Annotated in this window: 18 protein-coding genes; 7 read left to right on the forward strand and 11 right to left on the reverse strand. The window is 72.9% G+C overall.

The features are described from left to right. Positions 1 to 3: 3 nt before the first annotated feature. Positions 4 to 747, forward strand: coding sequence for a hypothetical protein (locus AC4IJH_RS07435; protein WP_490850737.1), 744 nt, complete (start codon positions 4 to 6; stop codon positions 745 to 747). 138 nt (positions 748 to 885) lie between these two features. Further along, positions 886 to 1,950 carry a hypothetical protein gene (locus AC4IJH_RS07440; RefSeq protein WP_490850738.1) on the forward strand — a complete coding sequence of 355 codons (1,065 nt, stop codon included), beginning with the start codon at positions 886 to 888 and terminating at the stop codon, positions 1,948 to 1,950. A gap of 406 nt (positions 1,951 to 2,356) precedes the next feature. On the opposite strand, the gene AC4IJH_RS07445 is transcribed toward AC4IJH_RS07440, so the two are convergent. Continuing rightward, the gene (locus AC4IJH_RS07445; protein ID WP_490850739.1) at positions 2,357 to 3,298 is read right to left on the reverse strand and encodes an NADP-dependent oxidoreductase; all 942 of its coding nucleotides are present in this window, start codon (positions 3,296 to 3,298) and stop codon (positions 2,357 to 2,359) included. Positions 3,299 to 3,557: 259 nt separating this feature from the next. Between AC4IJH_RS07445 and ligD the strand changes: the two genes are divergently transcribed. After that, positions 3,558 to 4,550, forward strand: coding sequence for a non-homologous end-joining DNA ligase (gene ligD / locus AC4IJH_RS07450; protein WP_490850740.1), 993 nt, complete (start codon positions 3,558 to 3,560; stop codon positions 4,548 to 4,550). Positions 4,551 to 4,715: 165 nt separating this feature from the next. Here ligD and AC4IJH_RS07455 read toward each other — a convergent pair whose 3' ends face one another. Genes AC4IJH_RS07455 through AC4IJH_RS07470 form a run of 4 tightly spaced genes read right to left on the reverse strand, consistent with a single transcriptional unit; the run spans position 4,716 to position 8,344 of the window. Then, the gene (locus AC4IJH_RS07455; protein WP_490850741.1) at positions 4,716 to 5,918 is read right to left on the reverse strand and encodes an ABC transporter permease; all 1,203 of its coding nucleotides are present in this window, start codon (positions 5,916 to 5,918) and stop codon (positions 4,716 to 4,718) included. After that, the gene (locus tag AC4IJH_RS07460; RefSeq protein WP_490850742.1) at positions 5,915 to 6,670 is read right to left on the reverse strand and encodes an ABC transporter ATP-binding protein; all 756 of its coding nucleotides are present in this window, start codon (positions 6,668 to 6,670) and stop codon (positions 5,915 to 5,917) included. The genes AC4IJH_RS07455 and AC4IJH_RS07460 overlap by 4 nt, the downstream gene beginning before the upstream one ends. Beyond that, a complete protein-coding gene (locus tag AC4IJH_RS07465; protein WP_490850743.1) occupies positions 6,667 to 7,857 on the reverse strand; it encodes an efflux RND transporter periplasmic adaptor subunit in 1,191 nt (396 codons plus the stop codon). Before AC4IJH_RS07465 ends, AC4IJH_RS07460 begins: the two co-directional genes overlap by 4 nt. Next, positions 7,847 to 8,344, reverse strand: coding sequence for a hypothetical protein (locus tag AC4IJH_RS07470; protein ID WP_490850744.1), 498 nt, complete (start codon positions 8,342 to 8,344; stop codon positions 7,847 to 7,849). The genes AC4IJH_RS07465 and AC4IJH_RS07470 overlap by 11 nt, the downstream gene beginning before the upstream one ends. 122 nt (positions 8,345 to 8,466) lie before the next feature. Here AC4IJH_RS07470 and AC4IJH_RS07475 point away from each other — a divergent pair, with 122 nt between their 5' ends. From AC4IJH_RS07475 to AC4IJH_RS07485, 3 genes are read left to right on the forward strand one after another with little or no spacing between them, the layout of a single operon-like run. Then, positions 8,467 to 9,132, forward strand: coding sequence for a response regulator transcription factor (locus AC4IJH_RS07475; RefSeq protein ID WP_490850745.1), 666 nt, complete (start codon positions 8,467 to 8,469; stop codon positions 9,130 to 9,132). Continuing rightward, positions 9,129 to 10,364, forward strand: coding sequence for a sensor histidine kinase (locus AC4IJH_RS07480; protein WP_490850746.1), 1,236 nt, complete (start codon positions 9,129 to 9,131; stop codon positions 10,362 to 10,364). The genes AC4IJH_RS07475 and AC4IJH_RS07480 overlap by 4 nt, the downstream gene beginning before the upstream one ends. A gap of 36 nt (positions 10,365 to 10,400) precedes the next feature. After that, positions 10,401 to 11,558 carry an ABC transporter ATP-binding protein gene (locus AC4IJH_RS07485; RefSeq protein WP_490850747.1) on the forward strand — a complete coding sequence of 386 codons (1,158 nt, stop codon included), beginning with the start codon at positions 10,401 to 10,403 and terminating at the stop codon, positions 11,556 to 11,558. Between the two features lie 33 nt (positions 11,559 to 11,591). Here AC4IJH_RS07485 and AC4IJH_RS07490 read toward each other — a convergent pair whose 3' ends face one another. The 6 genes from AC4IJH_RS07490 to AC4IJH_RS07515 all read right to left on the reverse strand — a co-directional run bounded on the left by AC4IJH_RS07490 (position 11,592) and on the right by AC4IJH_RS07515 (position 18,321). Continuing rightward, on the reverse strand, positions 11,592 to 12,527 hold the full coding sequence (locus AC4IJH_RS07490) for an ABC transporter substrate-binding protein (protein WP_490850748.1): 936 nt from the start codon (positions 12,525 to 12,527) through the stop codon (positions 11,592 to 11,594). Continuing rightward, positions 12,524 to 13,210, reverse strand: coding sequence for an ABC transporter permease (locus AC4IJH_RS07495; RefSeq protein ID WP_490850749.1), 687 nt, complete (start codon positions 13,208 to 13,210; stop codon positions 12,524 to 12,526). The genes AC4IJH_RS07490 and AC4IJH_RS07495 overlap by 4 nt, the downstream gene beginning before the upstream one ends. Beyond that, positions 13,207 to 13,890 (reverse strand): ABC transporter permease, encoded by a 684-nt coding sequence (locus tag AC4IJH_RS07500; RefSeq protein ID WP_490850750.1) that lies wholly within the window; start codon positions 13,888 to 13,890, stop codon positions 13,207 to 13,209. Before AC4IJH_RS07500 ends, AC4IJH_RS07495 begins: the two co-directional genes overlap by 4 nt. A gap of 214 nt (positions 13,891 to 14,104) precedes the next feature. After that, positions 14,105 to 15,316, reverse strand: a complete 1,212-nt coding sequence (locus AC4IJH_RS07505) for an alpha/beta hydrolase (protein ID WP_490850751.1) — start codon at positions 15,314 to 15,316, stop codon at positions 14,105 to 14,107. A gap of 261 nt (positions 15,317 to 15,577) precedes the next feature. After that, positions 15,578 to 17,104 (reverse strand): LCP family protein, encoded by a 1,527-nt coding sequence (locus AC4IJH_RS07510; RefSeq protein WP_490850752.1) that lies wholly within the window; start codon positions 17,102 to 17,104, stop codon positions 15,578 to 15,580. 608 nt (positions 17,105 to 17,712) lie between these two features. Next, complete coding sequence (locus AC4IJH_RS07515; protein WP_490850753.1) at positions 17,713 to 18,321, reverse strand: hypothetical protein; 609 nt, start codon at positions 18,319 to 18,321, stop codon at positions 17,713 to 17,715. A gap of 319 nt (positions 18,322 to 18,640) precedes the next feature. Here AC4IJH_RS07515 and AC4IJH_RS07520 point away from each other — a divergent pair, with 319 nt between their 5' ends. Beyond that, positions 18,641 to 19,981, forward strand: a complete 1,341-nt coding sequence (locus AC4IJH_RS07520; RefSeq protein WP_490850754.1) for a vWA domain-containing protein — start codon at positions 18,641 to 18,643, stop codon at positions 19,979 to 19,981. Positions 19,982 to 20,197: the final 216 nt, after the last annotated feature.

Consider the following 20,197-nt stretch of genomic DNA (forward strand, 5'->3'; position numbering starts at 1 on the left):
GGTATGCGAACCGCCGTCGTCAGCGCGCTGCTCCTCGCGCCCGCCACCCTCCTCGCCCCGCACGCGCCCGCGTCCTCGTACGCCCCGGCGGCACCCGTCTCCTCGTACGCGCTCGCCGCACCCACGTCCCCGTACGCCGCCCACCCGCACGCCGCCCACCCGCACGCCACGCGCCCGTACGCCCTCGCCGCCCCCGACGACCCGCCGCCCGCCCTCTCCGTCTCGCTCACCGACGACACCCGCCGGGCCGCCGCGGGGGACCGGCTCGCTTACATCGTGACCGTCCGCAACGAGGGCGGCAGGCCGGTGCGGCGGCTGCGGGTGGAGCAGCAGATGCCCGAGACCACGACGTCGGCGGAGGCGTTCGGCGGGGCGGTCGTCACGAGCGGCAAGGCCGTGTGGATCACCGATCTGACGGCGTACGGGGACCAGGTGTTCACCTCCTCCGCCGTGCTCGGCCCGCACCCGGGGCCCGGCACCGCCGCCCCCGGCACGCTGCGCGCGGCGAGCACGGTCTGCGTCTACCCCGAGGGCAAGCGCACCCCCGCGGTCTGCGACAGCGACCTCGACGACCGCAGCGACCTGTCCGCCGCCTCCCCCACGGGCGCGTCCGCGACGCCCTGGCTCGGCGTGCGCGGCCGCTGGGCGCTGGGCGCCGCGGGGGTGGCGGCCCTGGCGGGCGGCGGCGCGCTCCTCGTACGGCGCCGCCGGAACGCCGCCAAGGGCGCGGACTGCCCGGCCCCCTGACGAGCGGCCACCGGCCGCCCCCGACGGCGGTCACCCATTGGCACCGGCCCCGGTCGCGCCCCGCGGCCACTCGCACTTGCCTGATACGTGGCCGTAAGAGGCGCAGGGCGGACGAGGAGAGGCAGGGGAGCGGGAGAGATGGCAGCGAGCGCGCCCGTACGGGTCGGTGCGGACCAGCAGGCGAAGGCGGAGACGGAAGGGGAGCGGGGGGCGGTGCCGCGAGCGGGCGGGCGCGGGAGGTGGGTGTGCTCCGTCGTCCTGCTCGTGCTGGGCTGCGTACTGCTGCCGGCGGCGCTGGCCGCGGGGTGGGCGCGGGCCCAGCTCACCGACACCGAGCGGTACGTCGCCGCGGTGGCCCCGCTCTCCGGTGACGCCGCCGTGCAGGCGTCCGTCATCGCCGACATCGACGACGCGGTGATGCGCCAGATCGACCTCGACGCGCTGTTGTCCGCGGTGCCGCAGGGCCAACGCGCGCTGCTGCGCGAGCAGTTCGCGAGCGGCATCCGTACGTTCGTGGACCAGCAGGTACGCCAGGTCGTCACCGGCGACGCCTTCCCGCCCCTGTGGGAGGCGGCCAACCGCGCGGCCCACTCCTCGCTGATGGCCGCCCTGTCGGCGAGCGGGCCCGTCACCTCCGACGTGACGCTGGACCTCACGCCCGTCGCCGAGCGGGTCAGGACGCAGCTGACGGGCAACTGGGTCGGGTCGGGGCCCGGCGCTCAGCCGCCGGGGCGCCTTCCGGCGGCGGACACCGATGTCGTGCTGCTCCCGGCCCGCGATGTGCCCGCGGCCCGCGACGCGTACGCGGCCGTACGGCTGGCCGGGCTCTGGCTCCCCGTGGCCGCGGCCGTGTGCCTGGCCCTGGGCCTGCTCCTCACCCCCGCACCCCGCCGCCGCGCCGTGATCGGCACCGGCCTGGGCTGCGCCCTCACCTGCTCCCTCCTCTTCGCCGCCCTCGCCATCGCCCGCGCCCTGGCCCTGGACACCCTCCCCGCGGCGTCCTCCGCGACCTCCCGCCCAGCGGCCGGCGCCTACCTCGACGCCCTCACCGAACCCGCCCGCATCTGGACAGGCATCGCCCTCGGCGCGGGCGTCCTCACAGCCGTGACGACGCTGGCTGTGGGGCGGATGGGTCGGGCAGAACGATCGGGGCGGATGGGGCGATCAGGACGGGTGGGGCGAGCCGGGTCGACCGGGCGGTAGGCGGGGGCCCGGACGGCCCGGCGCGGGACGGCCGACGGGACCAGCCCAGCACGGGATGGCCGACGCAGGTCGAGCCGGGGTGGCGAGAGGCTGCCGACGCGGCCGGTTCCGTACGGGACGGCCAACGCAGGTCGGTCCGACACGGAACCGCCGACGCAGGTCGGTCCCGCACGGAACAGCCGACGCAGGTCGGTCCGTCGCAGGTAGGAGCCGATGCGGCGCGAGGCTGCCGACGGGGCTGGTCCGCCCCAGGTCGAGCCGACGGAGACCGGATCGACAGGGACCGGGGCGGAGGGGGACGGATCGGCGGGGACCGGCGCGGCAGGGGACGAATCAGCAGGGGACGGATCGGCAGGGACCGGCGTGGCAGGGGGCCGGCGCCGTGCGAGGCGGCCCCGTGACGGGGTCAGAAAGCGATGACCGTTTTGCCGCGGGCGCGGCCCGTGCGGCTCAGGGTGAGGGCGTCGGGGGCGTCCTCCAGGGCGATCTCCTGGCCGATGAGGGGGATGAGGCGGCCGGCGTCGAGGAGGCCGGCGAGGATGGTGAGGAGTTGCGGGGAGGGGCGGTTGTGGAAGTTGAAGCCGCGCAGGCCGTGTTCGGTGAGCATGTCGGGGTCGGCGGAGCCGGTGGTGGAGACGGCCGTGCCCTCGGCCCGTACGACCCGGGTCATCTCGCCGAACGCGACCGGGTCGCCGACCAGGTCGATCAGGATGTCCACGCCCTCCGGGTGCGCCGCCAGGACCTGTTCGGCGACCGAGCCCCTGGTGTGGTCGACGGTCGAGGCGGCGCCGAGCGTACGCATCAGCTCGTCCTGGCTGGAGCGGGCGGTGGCGATCACCTCCGCGCCGCGGCCCGCCGCGAGCTGGGTGGCGAAGGTGCCCACGCCGCCCGTCGCGCCGACGATCAGCACCCGCTTGCCCTCGCCCGTGCGGGTCTCCTCGACCAGGTTGTACGCGGTCATCCCGGCGGTGGGGACGGCCGCTGACGTGGCGTAGGTGACGCTGCGCGGCGCGCCGGCCACCGACATCTGGTCGGCCACCGCGAAGTCCGCGTAGGAGCCACCGCCCGCCGCGGGCCGCTGGAACTGCCCGAAGACCGGGTCGCCGATGGTGAAGCGCCGTACGCCCGCGCCGAGCGCCACCACCTCGCCCGCCCCGTCCGACCCCAGGACCAGGGGGAAGGAGTGCGGCACGGCGTCCTTGAGCATGCCGTCGGCGATGCGCCAGTCCACGGGGTTGAGCCCGGCGGCCGACAGCCGCACCAGCACCTCGCCGGGGCCGGGTTCCGGCTGCGGCAGGTCCATGAGCTGCGGCTCCTCGCCGAACCCGGAAATCGCTACGGCTCGCATGGCGTCCTTCCCTTCCGGCCCTTTGGCCCAGAGCGGGGCTTCGCCCCAGATCGGCCCGCCCTGCCGACGAGGGCGCACCCGAAGCAGGGGGGATCGTAAGCACGCGGGCGGGGCGGCGGGCGGCAGGACCTGGGGCTCTGCCACGGAAGCAACTCGTACGGCCCGCCGCCGAACCGGTGCCGGGCGGTCGCAGGAGGGGGCGGGGCGCGTACGGCGAGCGGCGTTTGGTGGGCGGCGATGGCGGTTACCCGTCCCCGATATGAGCGGCAGCAGCGGCAGCAAGGACGGCAGCAGCGGCAAAGACGGCAGCGGCGGCACGCGGGAGATCACGGCGGGGCGGCGGAAGGTCGCGGTCAGCCGCCCCGACAAGGTGCTCATCCCCGACGACGGCGGGGGCGCGGGCGCGGGCGCGTCCGGGTGGACCAAGTGGGACCTGGCCCGGCACTACGCGGCGGTGGCGCCCCGCGCGCTGCCGCATCTGCGCGGCCGTCCGCTGATGATGGAGCGCTGCCCCGACGGCATCGGCGGCCGCCCGCTGATGCAGAAGAACGCCCCCGAGTACTTCCCCGACTGGGTGCGCCGCTCCGTACAGGCCAAGGAGGGCGGCAAGGTCACCCATGTGGTGTGCGACGACGCCGCGACCCTGGTCTATCTCGCGGACCAGGCTTCCGTCACCCAGCACCGCTGGCTCTCCCGCGCCGACCGGCCCGACCGCCCCGACCTGCTCATCTTCGACCTCGACCCCGCGCGGGGGGCGGACTTCGAGGACGTACGGTGGGCGGCCGGGCAGTTCTGCGGGCTTCTGGACGGACTCCGGCTCCCGGCGCGCCTGATGACCACCGGCTCCCGGGGCCTGCACGTCGTCGTCCCGCTCAACGGGCGCGCGGACTTCGACTCCGTACGGGACTTCGCGCGCGAGGCCGCCGAGCTGCTGGCGGCGCGGCACCCGGACCGGCTGACCACCGAGGTGCGCAAGGACAAGCGGGCGGGACGGGTCTATCTGGACATCCAGCGCAACGGCTACGCCCAGACCGCGGTCGCGCCGTATTGCGTACGGGCCAAGGCGGGCGCCCCGGTGGCCGTACCGATCGGCCGCGAGGAGCTGGAGGACCCGGATCTGCGCGCCGACCGGTGGACGATGGCGACGATCGGGGAGCGGCTCAAGGCCGCGGACCCGTGGGCGGGGACGGACTGGCGGGGGCGCTCGCTGGGGCCGGCGCGGGGGCGGCTGGCGGATCTGAGGGACGGATAGCGGGTCACGTCGCTTTGTTTGTAAGGGTGTTGGGGGCGCCTTCCTGGCGGGTTCATCCGTTTCCGGGTATTGCCCGTATGCCGGTCATGCGCGAGGACGGGGCGTGCGAGGCGCCCCACACGCCCTGCCCAACCCCGCCTACCCCGTTTACACCTCCTACACCGCCTACACCGCCTGAAGCGCCAGTGTCGGGGACAGGCGGGCGGCGCGTACGGCCGGGTAGAGGCCCGCGACCGTGCCGATGACCAGGGTGGCCGCGAAGCCGCCGGTCACCGCCCAGAGGGGGACGACCCAGGGCATGCCTCCGGTGGTGGCGAAGACATAGGTGGCCGCCGAGCCGAGCACGATGCCCGCGAGGCCGCCGAGGCCGGACAGGAGCAGGGACTCCGTGACGAACTGGAGGCGGACCTGGCCCCGGGTCGCGCCCATGGAGCGGCGCAGGCCGATCTCGTGGCGGCGCTCCAGGACCGAGATGATCATGGTGTTGGCCACGCCGACACCGCCGACCAGCAGCGCCACCCCGCCCAGCCCCAGCAGCAGGTTGGTGAAGGCGCCCTCGGTGGCGGCCTTGGCCTGCAGGGCCGAGGAGGGGTCGGTGACCTGGACGTTGCGCGGGTTCTCGGGGTCGATGGTGCGGTCCAGCTTGTCGCGTACGGAGCCCACGGCCGCGTCCGTGGAGCGCTCGTAGACGGAGGTGGGGTGTCCGTCGAAGCCCAGCAGCTCACCCGCGCCGTCCCAGCCGACCAGCGCGGAGCGCTCGATCTCGGGGGCCAGCGGCAGCGGGCCGAGGATGCCGATGACGGTGAAGTAGCGGCCGCCGATGTAGACCTGCTGTCCGGGCGCGGAGATCCCCAGGCGTTCGGCGGCGACGCTGCCCAGGACCACCGATGGATAGCGGGAGTTGGCCGCGTTGAGCCAGCTGCCGGAGGCCATCTTGCCGCGCAGGGTCTCCAGCAGGCCTTCGGTGGCGGCCTTCACGGAGATGCCGCCGGTCTCGTCCTTGGGGATCTTCTCGCTGCGCCGTACGGACTGCTCCAGGTCGCCGGTGGCACCGACCTTCTGTACGCCGTCGATGCGGCCCACCATGCCCGGCGCGTCCTTCGGCAGCTTCACCTTCTCGCCGAACAGGCCCTGGCCGGGCGAGGCCACCAGCATGTTGGTGCCCAACTTGTCCAGCTGCTGCATGAGTTGGGCCTTGCTGGAGGCGGAGATGCCGACCACGGCGATCATCGTGGCGATGCCGATGGCGATGCCGAGCGCGGAGAGCACGACCCGCATCGGGCGGGTGCGCAGGCCCGCCGAGCCGACGTGGAAGACGTCGCGGGGGCGCAGCCTGGCGGGGGTCAGCCGCCCGCCGGCGCGCCTCATCGCAGGCCCTCCCCGGCCCGTACGTCCGCGCTGCCGGGGACCGGTCCGCCCGCGCCGCCCCGGTCCCGTACGCCCCCGCCCGTCACCGCATCAGCGACCACCTGCCCGTCCCGGATGCGCACCTGCCGTGGCAGCTGTGCGGCGATCTCGCTGTCGTGGGTGATCACGGCGATGGTGGCGCCCTCCTTGTTCAGGTCGTGCAGCAGCGCCATGACCGCCTCGCCGGAGGCGGAGTCCAGCGCGCCGGTGGGCTCGTCGGCCAGCAGCAGGTCGGGCTCGCCGACCACCGCGCGGGCGATGGCCACCCGCTGCTTCTGGCCGCCGGACAGCTCGTGCGGGCGGTGGGTCATCCGGTCCGCCAGCCCGACCCGCTCCAGCGCCTGGGCGGCCCGCCGCCGGCGCTCGGCCCGGGAGTGCCCCGAATACAGCAGCCCCTCGGCCACGTTGTCCTGGGCGCTGACCCCGGCGACCAGGTGGAAGGACTGGAAGACGAAGCCGATGTGCTGGGCGCGCAGCGCGGAGAGCCTGCGGTCGCCGAGCGCGGCCACGTCGTGTCCCGCGATGGTGACCGATCCGGCGCTGGGCCGGTCCAGGGTGCCGACGATGTGCAGCAGGGTCGACTTGCCCGACCCCGAGGGCCCGACGATGGCCAGGAGTTCCTCGCGCTCGACGCGCAGGTCCACGCCGCGCAGCGCCGTGACGCCGCCCGGGTACTCCTTGGTGACCTGCCGCAGCTCCACTACGGTGCTCATTTCTTGGGCACCCCGACCTTCATGCCTTCCTTCAGGCCGCCGCCGCTGACCTCGACCCGGCCCTGCCCGAACATGCCCAGTTTCACGGGCACTTCGCGCACCTTCTTGCCGGTGGCGGTGTCCTCCACGACCTGGACGCCGAAGCCGCCGCCGGGCAGCGCCAGCAGTGCGGAGACGGGGACGGTCAGTACGCCCTTGCGCGTCTCGCCGACGAGGTCGACGGTGACCGGGGCCTGGTCGAAGCCCTTGGCCCGGCCGGGGTCAAAGAACGTCACCCGGGCGGTGATCTTCGGGGTCTTGTTCTGCGGGTCGGAGCCCTCCTCGGTGACGTTCTTGTCGACCGAGGAGATCCGGCCCTTGGCGGTGGTGCCGCCGGGCAGGTTGACCTGCACCTCGGTGCCGGGCTTGGCGAGGTCGCCCTGGGAGACGTCCAGCTTGATCTGCACCTCGCGGTCGGAGCCGGTGACGGTCAGCACCGGGCGTCCGGCGCCCGCCTGGTCCCCGGTGGCCGCCTCCTTCTTCTTCACCCGCACCGCGCCCGGCGCGAACGCGATCCGGTCCGGGCCGACCTGTCCGGTCTGCTTGAGGCCGTGCGCCTTCTGCCAGCGCTTGACGGCGTCGGCGGTGCCGGAGGTGAACTCGCCGTCGGCCGCGAGACCCGTTCCGTACCCGAGAGCGATGAGGTTCTCCTTCAACTGCCGTACGTCATCGCCCTTGTCGCCCTGCTTGAGGGTGCGGTACATCGGCTTGGCGCCGAACATCAGACGGACCTTGGTCCCGTCCAGCTCATAGAGCGCCTCGTCCCGGCCGATGGTGGCGCCGGTGTCCGGGAGCCAGGTCAGGGTGCCGGAGGAGCCGCCGTTGACCTTCCGTTCGCGGGCGTAGCCGAGTGTGCCGTCGACCTGGGTGCTGTTGCTCAGGTCCTGGCGCTCCACGCTGTCGGTGTCCGGCGGCAGCCCGTCGGTGCGGTGCTCCTGGCCGGAGGTGTCCTTGCCCGTGACGGCGCTGACCGCGGCCCCGCCGCCGGCCAGCACGACCGCGACGACCAGCGCGGCCACCGCGTACTTTCTACCCTTGCGCCGGGGACGGGCCCGGGTCCGGGTCTCATCAGGCACCGGCAGCCGCGTCTCATCGGGGGCCGTGGGCCGGGTCTCGTCCGGCGCCGGGGACCGGTTCTCATCCGGCATGGTCGCCACCGCACGCCTTGTTGGCCTTGTCGAACTTCTCCTTCTGGGGCCCCTCGGGCACCTGGAGGGCCTTCTGCATCCCGCCGTCGAACTTCGGGTCGGGCATGTCGAAGCCGTTCTTGCGCATGCACTGCGCGAACTTCAGCGCCTTGTCCTTGTCGGCCTGCGATATCTCCCGCTTACCGCCCTTGCCGTCATTTCCGCACTCCTTGAGCGCCTTCTCCATCTTCTCCTGGGAGGTGTTCTTGCCGCCGATGGCAATGCCGCGCGGGTCCTGCCCCGGCTTCGGCTCCTGCACATCGATCCCGTGATCGCGCATGCACTGCCGCTGTTTGTACGCGGCGTCCGCCTGCTTGCCCTTGCCGTTCGCCGCGTCCGAGCCACCGCCGTCCTTCGCCCCTCCCCCGGCGCCCGAACAGGCCGTGGCGAGCATCGCCACCCCTGTGACCAGCGACCACACCGCCAGCGAGACCTTGCGCTGTGCCATGACATGTCCTCCGTAGACGATCCGGAATGCAGGATCCGAAGGCTGGCACCGGCCCGTGTTTCGCTTCTCTAAGCGGAAGTGTTTACACCGACGAAAGGTGGGGCTCGGGTACACATGACGTCATGCGCGTGCTGATCGTGGAGGACGAGGAATTCCTGGCGGAAATGATCGCCGAAGGGCTGCGCCGTGACGCGATCGCGGCCGATATCGCGCACGACGGCCGCGCGGCGCTTCGCAAGATGGAATTCGGCGAGTACGACGTCCTCGTACTGGACCGCGATCTGCCCGGCGTGCACGGCGACGACATCTGCCGCCATGTCGTCCAACAGGGCCTGCTGACCCGGGTGTTGATGCTCACCGCGTCGGGCACCGTACACGACCGGGTCCAGGGTCTGGGGCTCGGCGCCGACGACTACCTCACCAAGCCGTTCGCGTACGAGGAACTGCTGGCCCGGGTGCTGGCCCTGGGACGGCGCGCCCGCCCCGCGCTGCCCCCGGTCATCGAGCGGGCGGGCATCACGGTGGACACCGCCCGCCGCCAGGCCTCCCGCGAGGGCCGCCATCTGCCGCTGTCCCGCAAGGAGTTCGCGGTCCTGGAGGTGCTGATGCGGGCGCAGGGCGCGGTGGTCAGCGGCGAGGACCTGATCGAGCAGGTCTGGGAGGAGCACACCAGCTACCGCACCAACGCCGTACGCGTCACCCTCAGCAAGCTGCGCACCAAGCTCGGCGATCCCGCGGTCATCGAGACCGTGCCGGGCTCCGGCTACCGCATCGGCGGGACGGCGTGAGGCGCGCCCCGGCGCTGCGCCTGCCGCGCGGCGAGCGGGCCCGGCTGACCACGCTGTACGGCGGGCTGCTGGTGCTCTCCGGCGCCCTGCTCATCACCCTGGTCTACCTGCTGGTGCGCGAGGGCCTGTACTCCTCCATCAGCACCGCCGTCACCTCCCGGTCCGCCACCCACGGCCCGTACGCCCCGGCCCTGGGCAGCGCCTACCCCAGCCCGCTCCCCTCCGCCCTGCCCGCCTCCCCCGCGCCCACGGGCACCGCCTCGCCCGGCGTGCCCGACATCCGCTTCCTGCAGGCCACCCGCGTCATCACCGGCGCCGCCGAGGAGGCCGCCCTGAGCCGGCTGCTGACCGTCTCCCTGATCGCGCTGGCCGTCTTCGCCGTCGTCTCCGTCGCGCTGGCCTGGTGGATGTCGGGACGCGTACTGCGCCCGGTCTCCGTGATCACCCGTACCGCGCGCCGCCTGTCCGCCGCCAACCTGCACGAGCGGATCGCGCTGAGCGGCCCGCCCGGCGAGCTCAAGCAGCTCGCCGACACCTTCGACGGGATGCTGGACCGCATCGAGCACCTGGTCTCCGCCCAGCAGCGGTTCGCCGCCAACGCCGCCCACGAACTGCGCACCCCCCTGGCCGTGCAGCGGGCCGCCGCCGAGATCGGCCTGGCCGACAAGGACCCGGACAACGTCGAGCGCATCCGCCGCAAGCTCATCGAGGTCGCCGACGACAGCCAGCACCTGATCGAGGGCCTGCTGCTGCTCTCCGTCTCCGACCAGGGCCTGGAGCACCGCGAGCCGGTGGCGCTGGGCAACCTGGCCGAGTCGGTGGCCGCCGAGTACGCCGAGGAGGCCTGGCAGCGCGGCCTGACCGTGGCCGCCGACACCTGTGCGCTGACCGTGGACGGCGACCCGGTGCTGCTGGCCCACCTCGTACGCAATCTCGTCGGCAACGCCGTACGCCACAACCACGACAACGGCCGGATCACCCTGCGCGTGTACGACCGCACCCTGGAGGTCACCAACACCGGCCCCGTCGTCCCGCCGCAGTCCGTCCCCTACCTCTTCGAGCCCTTCCGGCGCCTGGAGGAGCGGCGGGCCGGCCCCGGCGAGGGGGCGGGCCTGGGCCTGTCCATCGTCGCCTCCATCGCCCGCGCCCACGGCGCCGCCGCCACCGCCGAGGCCAACCCGGGCGGCGGACTGACCGTGCGGATCGCCTTCCCCACCCGCTTGCCCGCATAGAGCGCAGGCCACAGCGGGCCGCGTTTCAATGGATCAATGATCCGCTTCGAGCACGTCACCAAGCGGTACCCGGACGGGACCACCGCCGTCGACGACCTCTCCTTCGACGTCGCCGAGGGCGAGCTGGTGACGCTGGTCGGGCCGTCCGGCTGCGGCAAGACCACCACCATGAAGATGGTCAACCGGCTCATCGACCCCACCGAGGGCGCCATCCACGTCGAGGGCGAGGACATCGCCTCCGTGGACCCGGTGCGGCTGCGCCGCCGTATCGGCTACGTCATCCAGCAGACCGGCCTCTTCCCGCACCGCACCATCCTCGACAACACCGCCACCGTCCCCTTCCTCACCGGCTGGAAGAAGAGCAAGGCCCGCGAGCGCGCCGCCGAACTCCTGGACCTGGTCGGCCTGGACCCCGCCGTCTACGGCAGCCGCTACCCCGACCAGCTCTCCGGCGGCCAGCGCCAGCGCGTGGGCGTGGCCCGCGCCCTGGCCGCCGACCCGCCCGTGCTGCTCATGGACGAGCCCTTCGGCGCCGTCGACCCCGTCGTGCGCGACCACCTCCAAAAGGAGTTCCTGCGGCTCCAGGCGACGATGCACAAGACGGTGCTGCTGGTCACCCACGACATCGAGGAAGCCATCCGGCTCGGCGACCGCATCGCCGTCTACGGGCACGGCCGCATCGAGCAGTACGACACCCCCACCAGCGTCCTGGGCGCGCCCGCCTCCCCCTACGTCGCCGAGTTCGTCGGCACCGACCGGGCGCTCAAGCAGCTCTCGGTCACCCCCATCGACCGCGCCGACCTGGAGCGCCCGCCGTTCGCCCGGCTCGGCGAGGACAGCGCGCACGCGGCCGCGCGGCTGCGGAGCGAGGGCGCGCGCTGGGCGGTCGTCCTGGACGACGAGGGCGAACTGCACGGCTGGGTCGGCACACAGGAGATGGCCGCGGCCGGCGGCACGGTCGCCGACCACGCGCGCCGTATGGAGGCGTGGGTGCCGGTGACCGGGACCCTCAAACAGGCCTTCAGCGAGATGCTCAAGCACGACGCGGGCTGGATCGCGGTGGTCGACGGGGCCCGCTTCCTGGGCGTACTGACCCCGACCACGCTGCACGAGGCGCTGCGGCGCACCGTCGACGCCGATACGCAGGGCGTGCCGCGCGCGATGGCCGAGGTGGACTCCGTCCCCACGGAGTAGCCCCTCTCGGAGCAGGCCCTTGGACTTCAAGTCTCAGAGCAGGCCCTTGGACTTCAGGTAGTTGCGGGCCACGTCCGAGGCGAGCCGGCGCCAGCTGTCCACCTGGAGGTTGAGTTCGGCCAGGTCCTGGGTGGTCAGTACGGAGTTGAGGCGGCCGAGCGCGGCGGCGACCTGCTCGCTGCCCGCCCGTGAGCGGTTGACCACCGGCACGACGTAGTCCGCGTTCTGCAGGTGCCGGTCGTCGGCGAGCACGACCAGGCCGAAGGCGCCGAGGGTGGCGTCGGTGCTGGTGGTCAGCACCATCTGGTTCTGCCCGCTCTGCACGGACTGCTTGGCCGGAGTGGTGCCCACGCCCTTGGGGTCGACGGCCGTGATGTCGATCCCGTACGTCTTCTCCAACCCCGGCTTGCAGAACGGCCGTTGGACGCACTCGTCGCCCGCCGCCAGCCGTACGGGGAGCTTGGCGCGGCCCAGGTCGCTGAGGGTCTTCAGGCCGTGCTTCGCGGCGTAGGACTCGGCCACCGCGAAGGCGTTCTGGTCCACCGCCTTGCCCGGGGGCAGCACGCTCAGGCCGCGCGGGGCCGCGAGCCTGCGCAGCGCCGCCATGGTGGCGTCCAGGTCGGGCGAGGCGACCGGCGGTGCGCCGGGGCCGTTCTTCTTGGCGTTGAGCCAGTCGGCGAAGGTGGCCGCGTACTCCGGTACGACGTCGATCTGGCCGCTCTCCAGGGCCGGTTCGTACAGCTCGCGGTTGCCCACGGTCAGGATCTTGGTGCCGTAGCCCGCGCGGTCCAGCAGCGCCGCGTACATGTGCGCCAGCAGCTCGCTCTCGGTGAAGCCGGCCGAGCCGATGGACAGGTTCTTGCTGTCGCCGGGCGGACCGGTGACCTCGCCGCGGTTCTCCAGGGAGGGCCCGCCGGTGCAGGCCGTCAGGACCAGGAGTACGGCGATCGCGTACGTGCGCGCCCTCATCCGTCCCCGCCCCGCATCCTGCGCCGCGCCCAGGCGGGGGCGAGCTTCTGCGAGGCCTCGAAGGCGGCCTCGACCAGGAGGGCGAAGGCGGCCACGATCACCGCGCCCGCGACCACCTGCGGGGTGCTGGCCAGGTTGAAGCCCGCGGTGATGATCCGGCCGAGCCCGCCGCCGCCCACCAGCGCCGCCAGCGTCGCGGTCGCCACCAGCTGGACGGCCGCGATCCGGATGCCGGTCAGGATCAGCGGGAAGGCGAGCGGGATCTCCACCCGCAGCACCAGCTGGAGCCCGGTCATCCCCATGCCGCGCGCGGCCTGCACCACGTCCCGGTCCACCTCCCGCATCCCGACATAGGCGTTGGTCAGCAGCGGCGGAACGGCGAACAGCACCAGCGCGATGACGGTCGGCCACTCCCCGTACTTCCCGATCGGGGTGAGCAGCAGCAGGACCAGGACGGCGAAGGTGGGAATGGCGCGGCCGACGTTGGCGAGGTTGACGGCCAGCGCGCCGCCGCGGCCGAGGTGGCCCAGGGTCAGCGCGACGGGCAGCGCGATCAGCGCGCTGATCACCAGGCACACCACGGTCAGCATCAGGTGCTCGCCCAGACGGTGCCACACGCCGTTCTCCCCCGACCAGTTGGCGGCGGTGGTCAGCCAGGACCAGACCTCGGCGAGGGTGTTCATGCGCGCGCCCTCCGCCACGGGGTGAGCAACCGCTCGGCGCCCAGCAGGAGCAGGTCGAAGGCGATGGCGATGAGCACGCACAGGACGGAGGCGGTGAGCACCTGCGCCTTGAAGAAGGAGTTCATCCCGGAGTAGATGAGATTGCCCAGCCCGCCGTAGCCGACGATCGCGCCGACCGTGGTCAGGGCGACGGCCGAGACGGTGGCGATGCGCAGCCCCGCCATCGCGGCGGGCAGCGCCAGCGGCAGCTCCACGGCCAGCAGCTGCCGCAGCGGCCCGTACCCCATCCCGCGGGCCGCCTCCGTGGCCTCCCTGGGCACGCCCTCCAGGCCCGCCAGGATGTTACGGACCAGCAGGGTCAGGGAGTACAGGGCCAGGCCGACGACGACCAGGGTGGCCGAGAGCCCGTACAGCGGCAGCAGCAGCGAGAACATCGCCAGCGAGGGGATCGTGTAGAGCACGGTGGTGATCCCCAGCACCGGGCCGACCGTCCAGCGCCTGCGCCGGGCCAGCAGCGCCAGCGGGAGCGCGATCGCCAGGCCCAGCAGCACGGAGATCACGGTCAGTTGGAGGTGCTGGAGGACCGCGTCGAGGAGGATCTGGCGGCGGGTGCTCAGATATTCGCCGCAGATCCAGTCGTTGCGGGCCAGACAGTCGTCCGGGGGCGCGGGCGCGGTCACCTGTCGAGTCCATCGCGCCACGGGGCGGGGTGCCTCGTTGGGTGCGGCCGATCGGGTGCGGGCTGTCGGGGGCGGGTCACCGGGAGCGGGTCACCGGGCTGAGCGGCCTTGCCGAAGGCCGGTACGGTGCGGCCGTGCCCTGAAGGGGCGCGGGGAACTGCGCGACCGGCCACGGCGTGCCCGCGGACGACACACTGCACATCCAGCGGAGCGCTCAGCGAGTGGCGGCGCTCGGCTGCGGCTTCGGCTCCACGTCCTGCGGAAAGGTCAGCTGCCGGCTCTGCCACTTCAGCGCCGGGATGATCTCCGGCCGCCAGGTGCTGAACATATGGGCACCTCTGGGGTTGATGATCGAACCGACCGTCATCGGCGGCCGGACCGCCTTCAGGAACCGTACGGTCTCGCCGTAGTCCCGCTCCCCCTTGCGGCTGCTGGCCACCAGCGCGGAGATCTGCGGTACGGGCAGATGCTTCAGCCGCCAGAACAGATCGTGCTCGCGCTCGCGCTGCGCCGCCTGCGGCCCGTCGCCGAAGAGATTGCCGGTGGTGGGGTCGTTCTTGATGGCGAAGACGGGCGACAGCGCCACCGCCGAGGTGTAGACCTTCGGGTTGCGCATGGCCAGCTGCAGCGCGCAGGTGCCGCCGGAGGAGTAGCCGAACACGCCCCAGGCGCTGGGGTCGTAGCCGATGCGGTAGGCGGAGTGCAGCGCGTCCGGCATGTCCTTGGTGAAGAACGTCTCGGCCTGCGGCCCGCCGGGCACATCCACGCACTCGGTGTCCCGCGGCGGCGCGATCGTGGGCCGCACCATCACCAGCACGGTCGGCTGCATCTCCCCTTTGGCGATCAGCTTCCCCGCTTTCTGCGGGATCTGCAGATGCTGCGCCAGATTCATGATGCCGCCCGGATAGCCGCTGATGACGACCATGACGGGAAAGCGCTGGCGCTGGTACTGCTGCTGGAAGTACTGCGGCGGCAGATACACGAAGCCGGGGTTGACCGCCCGGCTGCGCCGCCCGAGGATCTTCACCGACTCCACCCGGCCGACCTTGTCGGGCGCGCCCTGCGGCAGCCCGGTCACCCGGTCCAGGCCCTGCGGCCCGGCCGGCTGCACCAGCCCGCCGGGCAGCCCGCCGCCCTTCATGTCCCCAAAAGCGGCGTACGGCCCGCCCTGGCTGACCGAGACCGGCGCCTCGTCGTTGTTGCCCAGCAGCTCGTCCCAGCTCCCGAAGAACTCGAAGCTGGAGTTCACCGCGAGCAGGATCGTGCTCATGATCGTCACCTGGGTGACCACGACCGTGGCGAGTCTGCCCAGTACGGCGACCAGCCCGCCCCGCGACAGCCGTGGCCACAGCCACACCGTGAGAACGACACAGGCGAGCGCGAGCGCCCCCACCGTGTATTCGAGCGACTGGCTGGTCAATCCCATGCGGCCCACAACTCCCGTCAACCGTCCGCGGGTTCTCTCGGCTCCGTACGCCAGGAGGTGCGTACACCGAAGGGGCATACGCCAGGAGGGACAACTGACGGTCCGGGCCTATGGTCACCGGGTGGGGCGGGGCGATGGGGCCGTGCGGACACACGTGCCTTTACTGTCCTTGCGGCGCGAGTGCCCGTACCGCCCTTGCGGCACAAGTGCCCTTACGGGGACGGGAGATTGCCGGTGTGCGCGCACGGTCGCCGCTCGCCCTTACGGGCACAGGAGCTTGTCGCCGCTGACCGGTGCGCCCTCCACGCTGGAGCGGTCGTACGCCACCCGCTGCACCCGCTGCCCCCGGTCGGCCACCGCCACCTGGAAGATCTGGCCGTGACCGGACACCGGGGACAGCTTGGCGCCGGGCAGCGCGGCGGCGAGCGTGGCCACGTACCGCTCCCAGTTCGGGTCGTACGTGATCACCGTCTGTGCCGCCGGGGCGCCGGCGCCGCGCGCCGCGAACCTCTCCACGTCCAGCGCGTCGAACCCACCGCGGCGCAGCGCCTCCGCCACGTCCACGTCGTCCACCCGTACCTGCAGCGCCTGCGGCCGCATGTCCACCGGCACCCGGCCCTTGGGCCCGATGCGCGCGTCCGTCAGCAGCGGGCGGTCCTCGCGCAGCGCCGCGAACAGCGCCTTCGCGCGCGCCTTGTGCCACAGCAGTGTGGAGCCCCAGTTGGGCACCCGGTGGTCGAACTCATCGATGGGTACGGTCATGAACTCCATGCGGTCGGGCGTCAGTTGGCCCAGCGACAGCCCGAGCCGGACGAGCGCGGCGGCGTCGGTGCGCGGGTCGGTGCGTACGTACCGCTTGACCGCCTTGACCGTGCGCGCCATGGCCGCCGGGTCCTGGAAGACGCGCTGCTCGCGCATCCGCTCCAGGATGCTCAGCAGCACGCGCTGCTGGCGGCGGACCCGGCCGAGGTCGCCGGGCGGGTTGAGGTGGCGGGCGCGGGAGTAGCGCAGTGCCTTGGAACCGTTGATGCGGTGGGTGCCGGGTTGCAGGCGCAGCCCGGCGTTCTTGTCGTAGAGCAGCTTGTCCGAGCACACCTTCGCTCCGCCGATCTTGTCGACCGCGCGGGCGAAGCCGTTGAAGCCGGTCTCCAGATAGTGGTCGATGCGCAGCCCGGTGGCCTGCTCCACGGTCCGTACGGCCAGCTCGCCGCCGCCGTGCGCGAAGGCGCCGTTGATCTTCCCCCAGTGGGTGGTGTTGCGCTCGGCGTGGTCGTCGTGCGGCGCGTACCGCACGTAGGAGTCGCGCGGCAGGGAGACGACGCTGGCCCGCCGGAGGTCCTGGGAGAGGTGGACCAGCATCATCACGTCGGTGCAGTCGCAGCCCCTGCCGCCGACGTGCAGCCGGTTGATCTGCTTGCGCGTCATGTCGGAGCGGCGGTCGATGCCGACGATCAGGAGATTGGTGCCGTTGCCGCCGCCGTTGCCGTTGCCGTCGCCGCTGCGGCCGCCGGGCGAGGTGGGCCGCCCGGCCCCGGGCACGGAGTCACCGCCGCGCACACCCGCGGCGCCGATGTCGGCGTCGGGCCGGTTCATCGCCCATACCGAACCGCCGGAGATGAGGAGGGCGGTGGCGAGGGCGGTGATGACGTAGCGGCGCAGCGGGTGTGGGCGGCGCGGGGGCGTGCGCGGCGTGGGGGATGCGGGGGATGTGGGGGATGCGGGGGATGTGGGGGATACCGAGGGCAGGTGGGGTCCGGGCCCCTCGGGGCTGCTGTTCGTGGTCAGCATGGGACATACCTCCACTGGGCTGCTGCGGGGGAACTGGGGGTGGTTCGGGGGGCGGTGGATCGGGCAGGGCGGGGGGCGCTTCGGGTGGGGGCGCTTCGGGCGGGGGCGCTTCGGGCGGGGGTGCTTCGGGCGGGGGCGAGGCTGCTGGGGCAGTGCTGCTTGGCAGTACTACTGGAGCAGCGCTGCTCGGGCGGTGCTACTGGGGCAGCGCTGCTCGGGCGGTGCTGCTCGGACGGTGCTATTGGGGCAGTGCTGCGACTGCTGCGGGCGGGGTGGTTGTCGGCCTGACTCCGCTGCCGAAGGCTAGGCAGCCGCCCGCCGGTTTCCCCGCCGCCGGGGGCCGACGCGGCCGTCCCAACCGCCCGACTGGCCGCCCGTCCGGGCACTCCATACGTAATTCGGCCCATCACCCGGGCAGGGCGCCCGACCTGGGACGCGGGCCGGGGCCGGGGACCGCACCCCGGCCGACCCGCGCACCCCCTCCGTACCCCATCCCGTACGTGGGGCCGTCCCGCCCCCTCCCACACGCCCCTACATGGCCGCCGCACGCCGCGCCAGATCCCACGAAAGGGCCCTTCCGGACGGCTACGCTTACGTGTCCGCCCTGGTCAGGGACATGTCCCCGCGACCGGGACATACGTCGCACGCACACCACGCAAGAGAGGTTCGCCGATGGGCATTCGGAGTCTGCTGCGCAACGCTTTCGGTCGCTCGAAGGCGGCCCGCGAGGAACGGAGCGCGGCACCGAACGCCGCCGACGCCCCGGAAGCGGCGACCATCCCGGAGGCCCGCGAGGAATCCGCGCCCTCCACGGCGCGCACCCCGGGTCCGGCAACGGAACGCTCGACCTCCCCAACGGACCGCTCGTCGGGCTCGCCCGACCTCCCGTCGGCCCGCACCGCCCCGACGGCCCCGGACTCCCTCATCCCGGACTCCGACCGATCCACGTCGTCGGACTGGCCCAGCTCATCCGAGCGGACGCGCTCGTCGGACCGACCCGCGTCCTCGGACTGGCCCAGCTCATCCGAGCGGCCGAACTCCTCGGACCGATCCACGTCCTCGCACTGGCCCAGCTCATCCGAACGGCCGAACTCCTCGGACCGACCCGCCGCGTCCGGTTGGTCCCCCGACTCCGCCTCGTCCGGCCCGTCCGCCGCTTCCTCCGGCTCCTCCGGCCAGTCCACGTCTTCCTCCGGCTCCTCCGGCCCGTCCACCACGGAGCCCTCCCTCCCGGCCCAGGGCACCCCGGCCGACCGCCCCCGCCCGGACACCCGCGACTCCGCGGCCCCGCGCACCCCCACGCTCCCCACCCCCACCACGGAGCCCACCCCCACCTCCGAGCCCACACCCACCGCCTCCGCCTCCGACCTCGTAAGCCAGGCCTTCGACAACCCGGCCCCGGCGCAGGCACGTACCTCGGCCCCGGCACCGGACCGCGCTCCTGCCCCGGCACAGGACCACTCCCCTGACCCGGCCCCCGCGGCGGACAGCGAGCCGTCTGCGGCACCGGCCGCGGAGGCCGGAACGGCGACGCCGGTGGAGCCCGCCCCTGAGACGCTGACCGATCCCGTCCAGGAGACGCCGGCGGACCCCACCCCGAAGGCACTGGCCGAACCCACCCCGGACACGCCGGACACGCCGGCCGAACCCGTCCTCGAGACGCCGGAGAAGCCCACCGCGGAAACGTCGGCGCAGCCCACCCTGAAGACCTCGACGGAGCCCGCCCGGACGCCTTCGGCGGAACCCGACCTGGACACCCCGGCCGCCTCTGCACCGGAAGCAGCCACCGAGCCCGCGCCCGCGACAACCACCAGCGCCGCACCGGAGACTGCCGCCACTCCCGCACCCGCGACGGCCACCGACGCCGCACCGGAGACGGCGGTCGATCCCGTCCGGGAGACACCGGAGACGTCCGCCCCGGAGACGGCGGTCGAGCCCGTCCTGGACACCCCGGCCGCCTCCGTACCGGAAACAACTGCCGAGCCCGCACCGGAGGCGCCTGCCCAGCCCGTACTGGAGACGGCACCCGAGGCCGAGCCGAAGTCCGCCCCCGAGCCTGCTGCCGCCGACGCGCCGAAGGCCGAGGCGGAGGCCGGACTCGCGGTCGCCGCGGACACCGCAACCCCCTCCCCCTCCCCGGCGGCCCCCGTCAGCCTCGCCAAGGTCGAGGAGCAGGCGCCGGGGCTGGTCAGCCTCTACAAGGCCGCGCGGGTCTCGCTCGAAAAGCACGGGCTGGGTACGCAGCGCGCCGCCGTGTACCTCGTCCTGGACCGCTCCGGCTCGATGCGCAACTACTACAAGGACGGCACCGTCCAGCACCTGGCCGAGCAGGCCCTCGGCCTCTCCGCCAACCTCGACGACGACGGCACCGTCCCGGTCGTCTTCTTCTCCACCGACATCGACGGCACCGCGGACCTGGACCTGGCCAACTACCAGGGCCGCATCGAGGAGTTGCACGCGGGCCTGGGCCACATGGGCCGTACGAACTACCACTGGGCCATCGAGGCGGTCGTCAAGCACTACAAGCAGCACTCCAAGAAGTCCGGCTCGACCGCCCCCGCCTTCGTCATCTTCCAGACCGACGGCGCCCCCACTTCCAAGCCCGCCGCCGAAAAGGCCCTGTGCGAGGCCGCGAAGCTGCCCATCTTCTGGCAGTTCGTCGGCTTCGGCGACCCGGACGCCAAGGGCTTCGACTTCCTCCGCAAGCTCGACGATCTCGCCGTACCCGAGAAGCGCGTCATCGACAACGCCGGCTTCTTCCACGCCGGCCGCGACCCCCGCGCCCTCTCCAACGCCGAGCTCTACCAACAGCTCATGGTCGAATTCCCGGAATGGCTCACCGAGGCCCGCACCAACGGAATCCTCAAGGACCGCTGACCTAAAGGCGCTTCCCCAAACACCCACCCCGGCCGTGGCCGGACCCCACCTCAGGGGCCCGCCCACGGCCGTCGCCATTCCCCCTCCACAAGCCCTCAACTCGCCAATTCCAAAAAGAACAGGCCAGCCGGTTTTCTCGATACGAGGAACCAAAGGCACTGTCAGTAGCGTGTGGCAATGTGACCACGGAGACGGAAGCGAACTAAACGCACCCAG

Source organism: Streptomyces sp. UF-297 (assembly GCF_058245575.1).

Excerpts from the sequence above, each read along its gene's own strand:
- AC4IJH_RS07435 (WP_490850737.1), top strand. The coding sequence starts at position 4 with ATGCGAACCGCCGTCGTCAGCGCGCTGCTCCTCGCGCCCGCCACCCTC.
- AC4IJH_RS07440 (WP_490850738.1), top strand. The coding sequence starts at position 886 with ATGGCAGCGAGCGCGCCCGTACGGGTCGGTGCGGACCAGCAGGCGAAG.
- AC4IJH_RS07445 (WP_490850739.1), bottom strand. The coding sequence starts at position 3,298 with ATGCGAGCCGTAGCGATTTCCGGGTTCGGCGAGGAGCCGCAGCTCATG.
- ligD (WP_490850740.1), top strand. The coding sequence starts at position 3,558 with ATGAGCGGCAGCAGCGGCAGCAAGGACGGCAGCAGCGGCAAAGACGGC.
- AC4IJH_RS07455 (WP_490850741.1), bottom strand. The coding sequence starts at position 5,918 with ATGAGGCGCGCCGGCGGGCGGCTGACCCCCGCCAGGCTGCGCCCCCGC.
- AC4IJH_RS07460 (WP_490850742.1), bottom strand. The coding sequence starts at position 6,670 with ATGAGCACCGTAGTGGAGCTGCGGCAGGTCACCAAGGAGTACCCGGGC.
- AC4IJH_RS07465 (WP_490850743.1), bottom strand. The coding sequence starts at position 7,857 with ATGCCGGATGAGAACCGGTCCCCGGCGCCGGACGAGACCCGGCCCACG.
- AC4IJH_RS07470 (WP_490850744.1), bottom strand. The coding sequence starts at position 8,344 with ATGGCACAGCGCAAGGTCTCGCTGGCGGTGTGGTCGCTGGTCACAGGG.
- AC4IJH_RS07475 (WP_490850745.1), top strand. The coding sequence starts at position 8,467 with ATGCGCGTGCTGATCGTGGAGGACGAGGAATTCCTGGCGGAAATGATC.
- AC4IJH_RS07485 (WP_490850747.1), top strand. The coding sequence starts at position 10,401 with ATGATCCGCTTCGAGCACGTCACCAAGCGGTACCCGGACGGGACCACC.
- AC4IJH_RS07490 (WP_490850748.1), bottom strand. The coding sequence starts at position 12,527 with ATGAGGGCGCGCACGTACGCGATCGCCGTACTCCTGGTCCTGACGGCC.
- AC4IJH_RS07495 (WP_490850749.1), bottom strand. The coding sequence starts at position 13,210 with ATGAACACCCTCGCCGAGGTCTGGTCCTGGCTGACCACCGCCGCCAAC.
- AC4IJH_RS07505 (WP_490850751.1), bottom strand. The coding sequence starts at position 15,316 with ATGGGATTGACCAGCCAGTCGCTCGAATACACGGTGGGGGCGCTCGCG.
- AC4IJH_RS07510 (WP_490850752.1), bottom strand. The coding sequence starts at position 17,104 with ATGCTGACCACGAACAGCAGCCCCGAGGGGCCCGGACCCCACCTGCCC.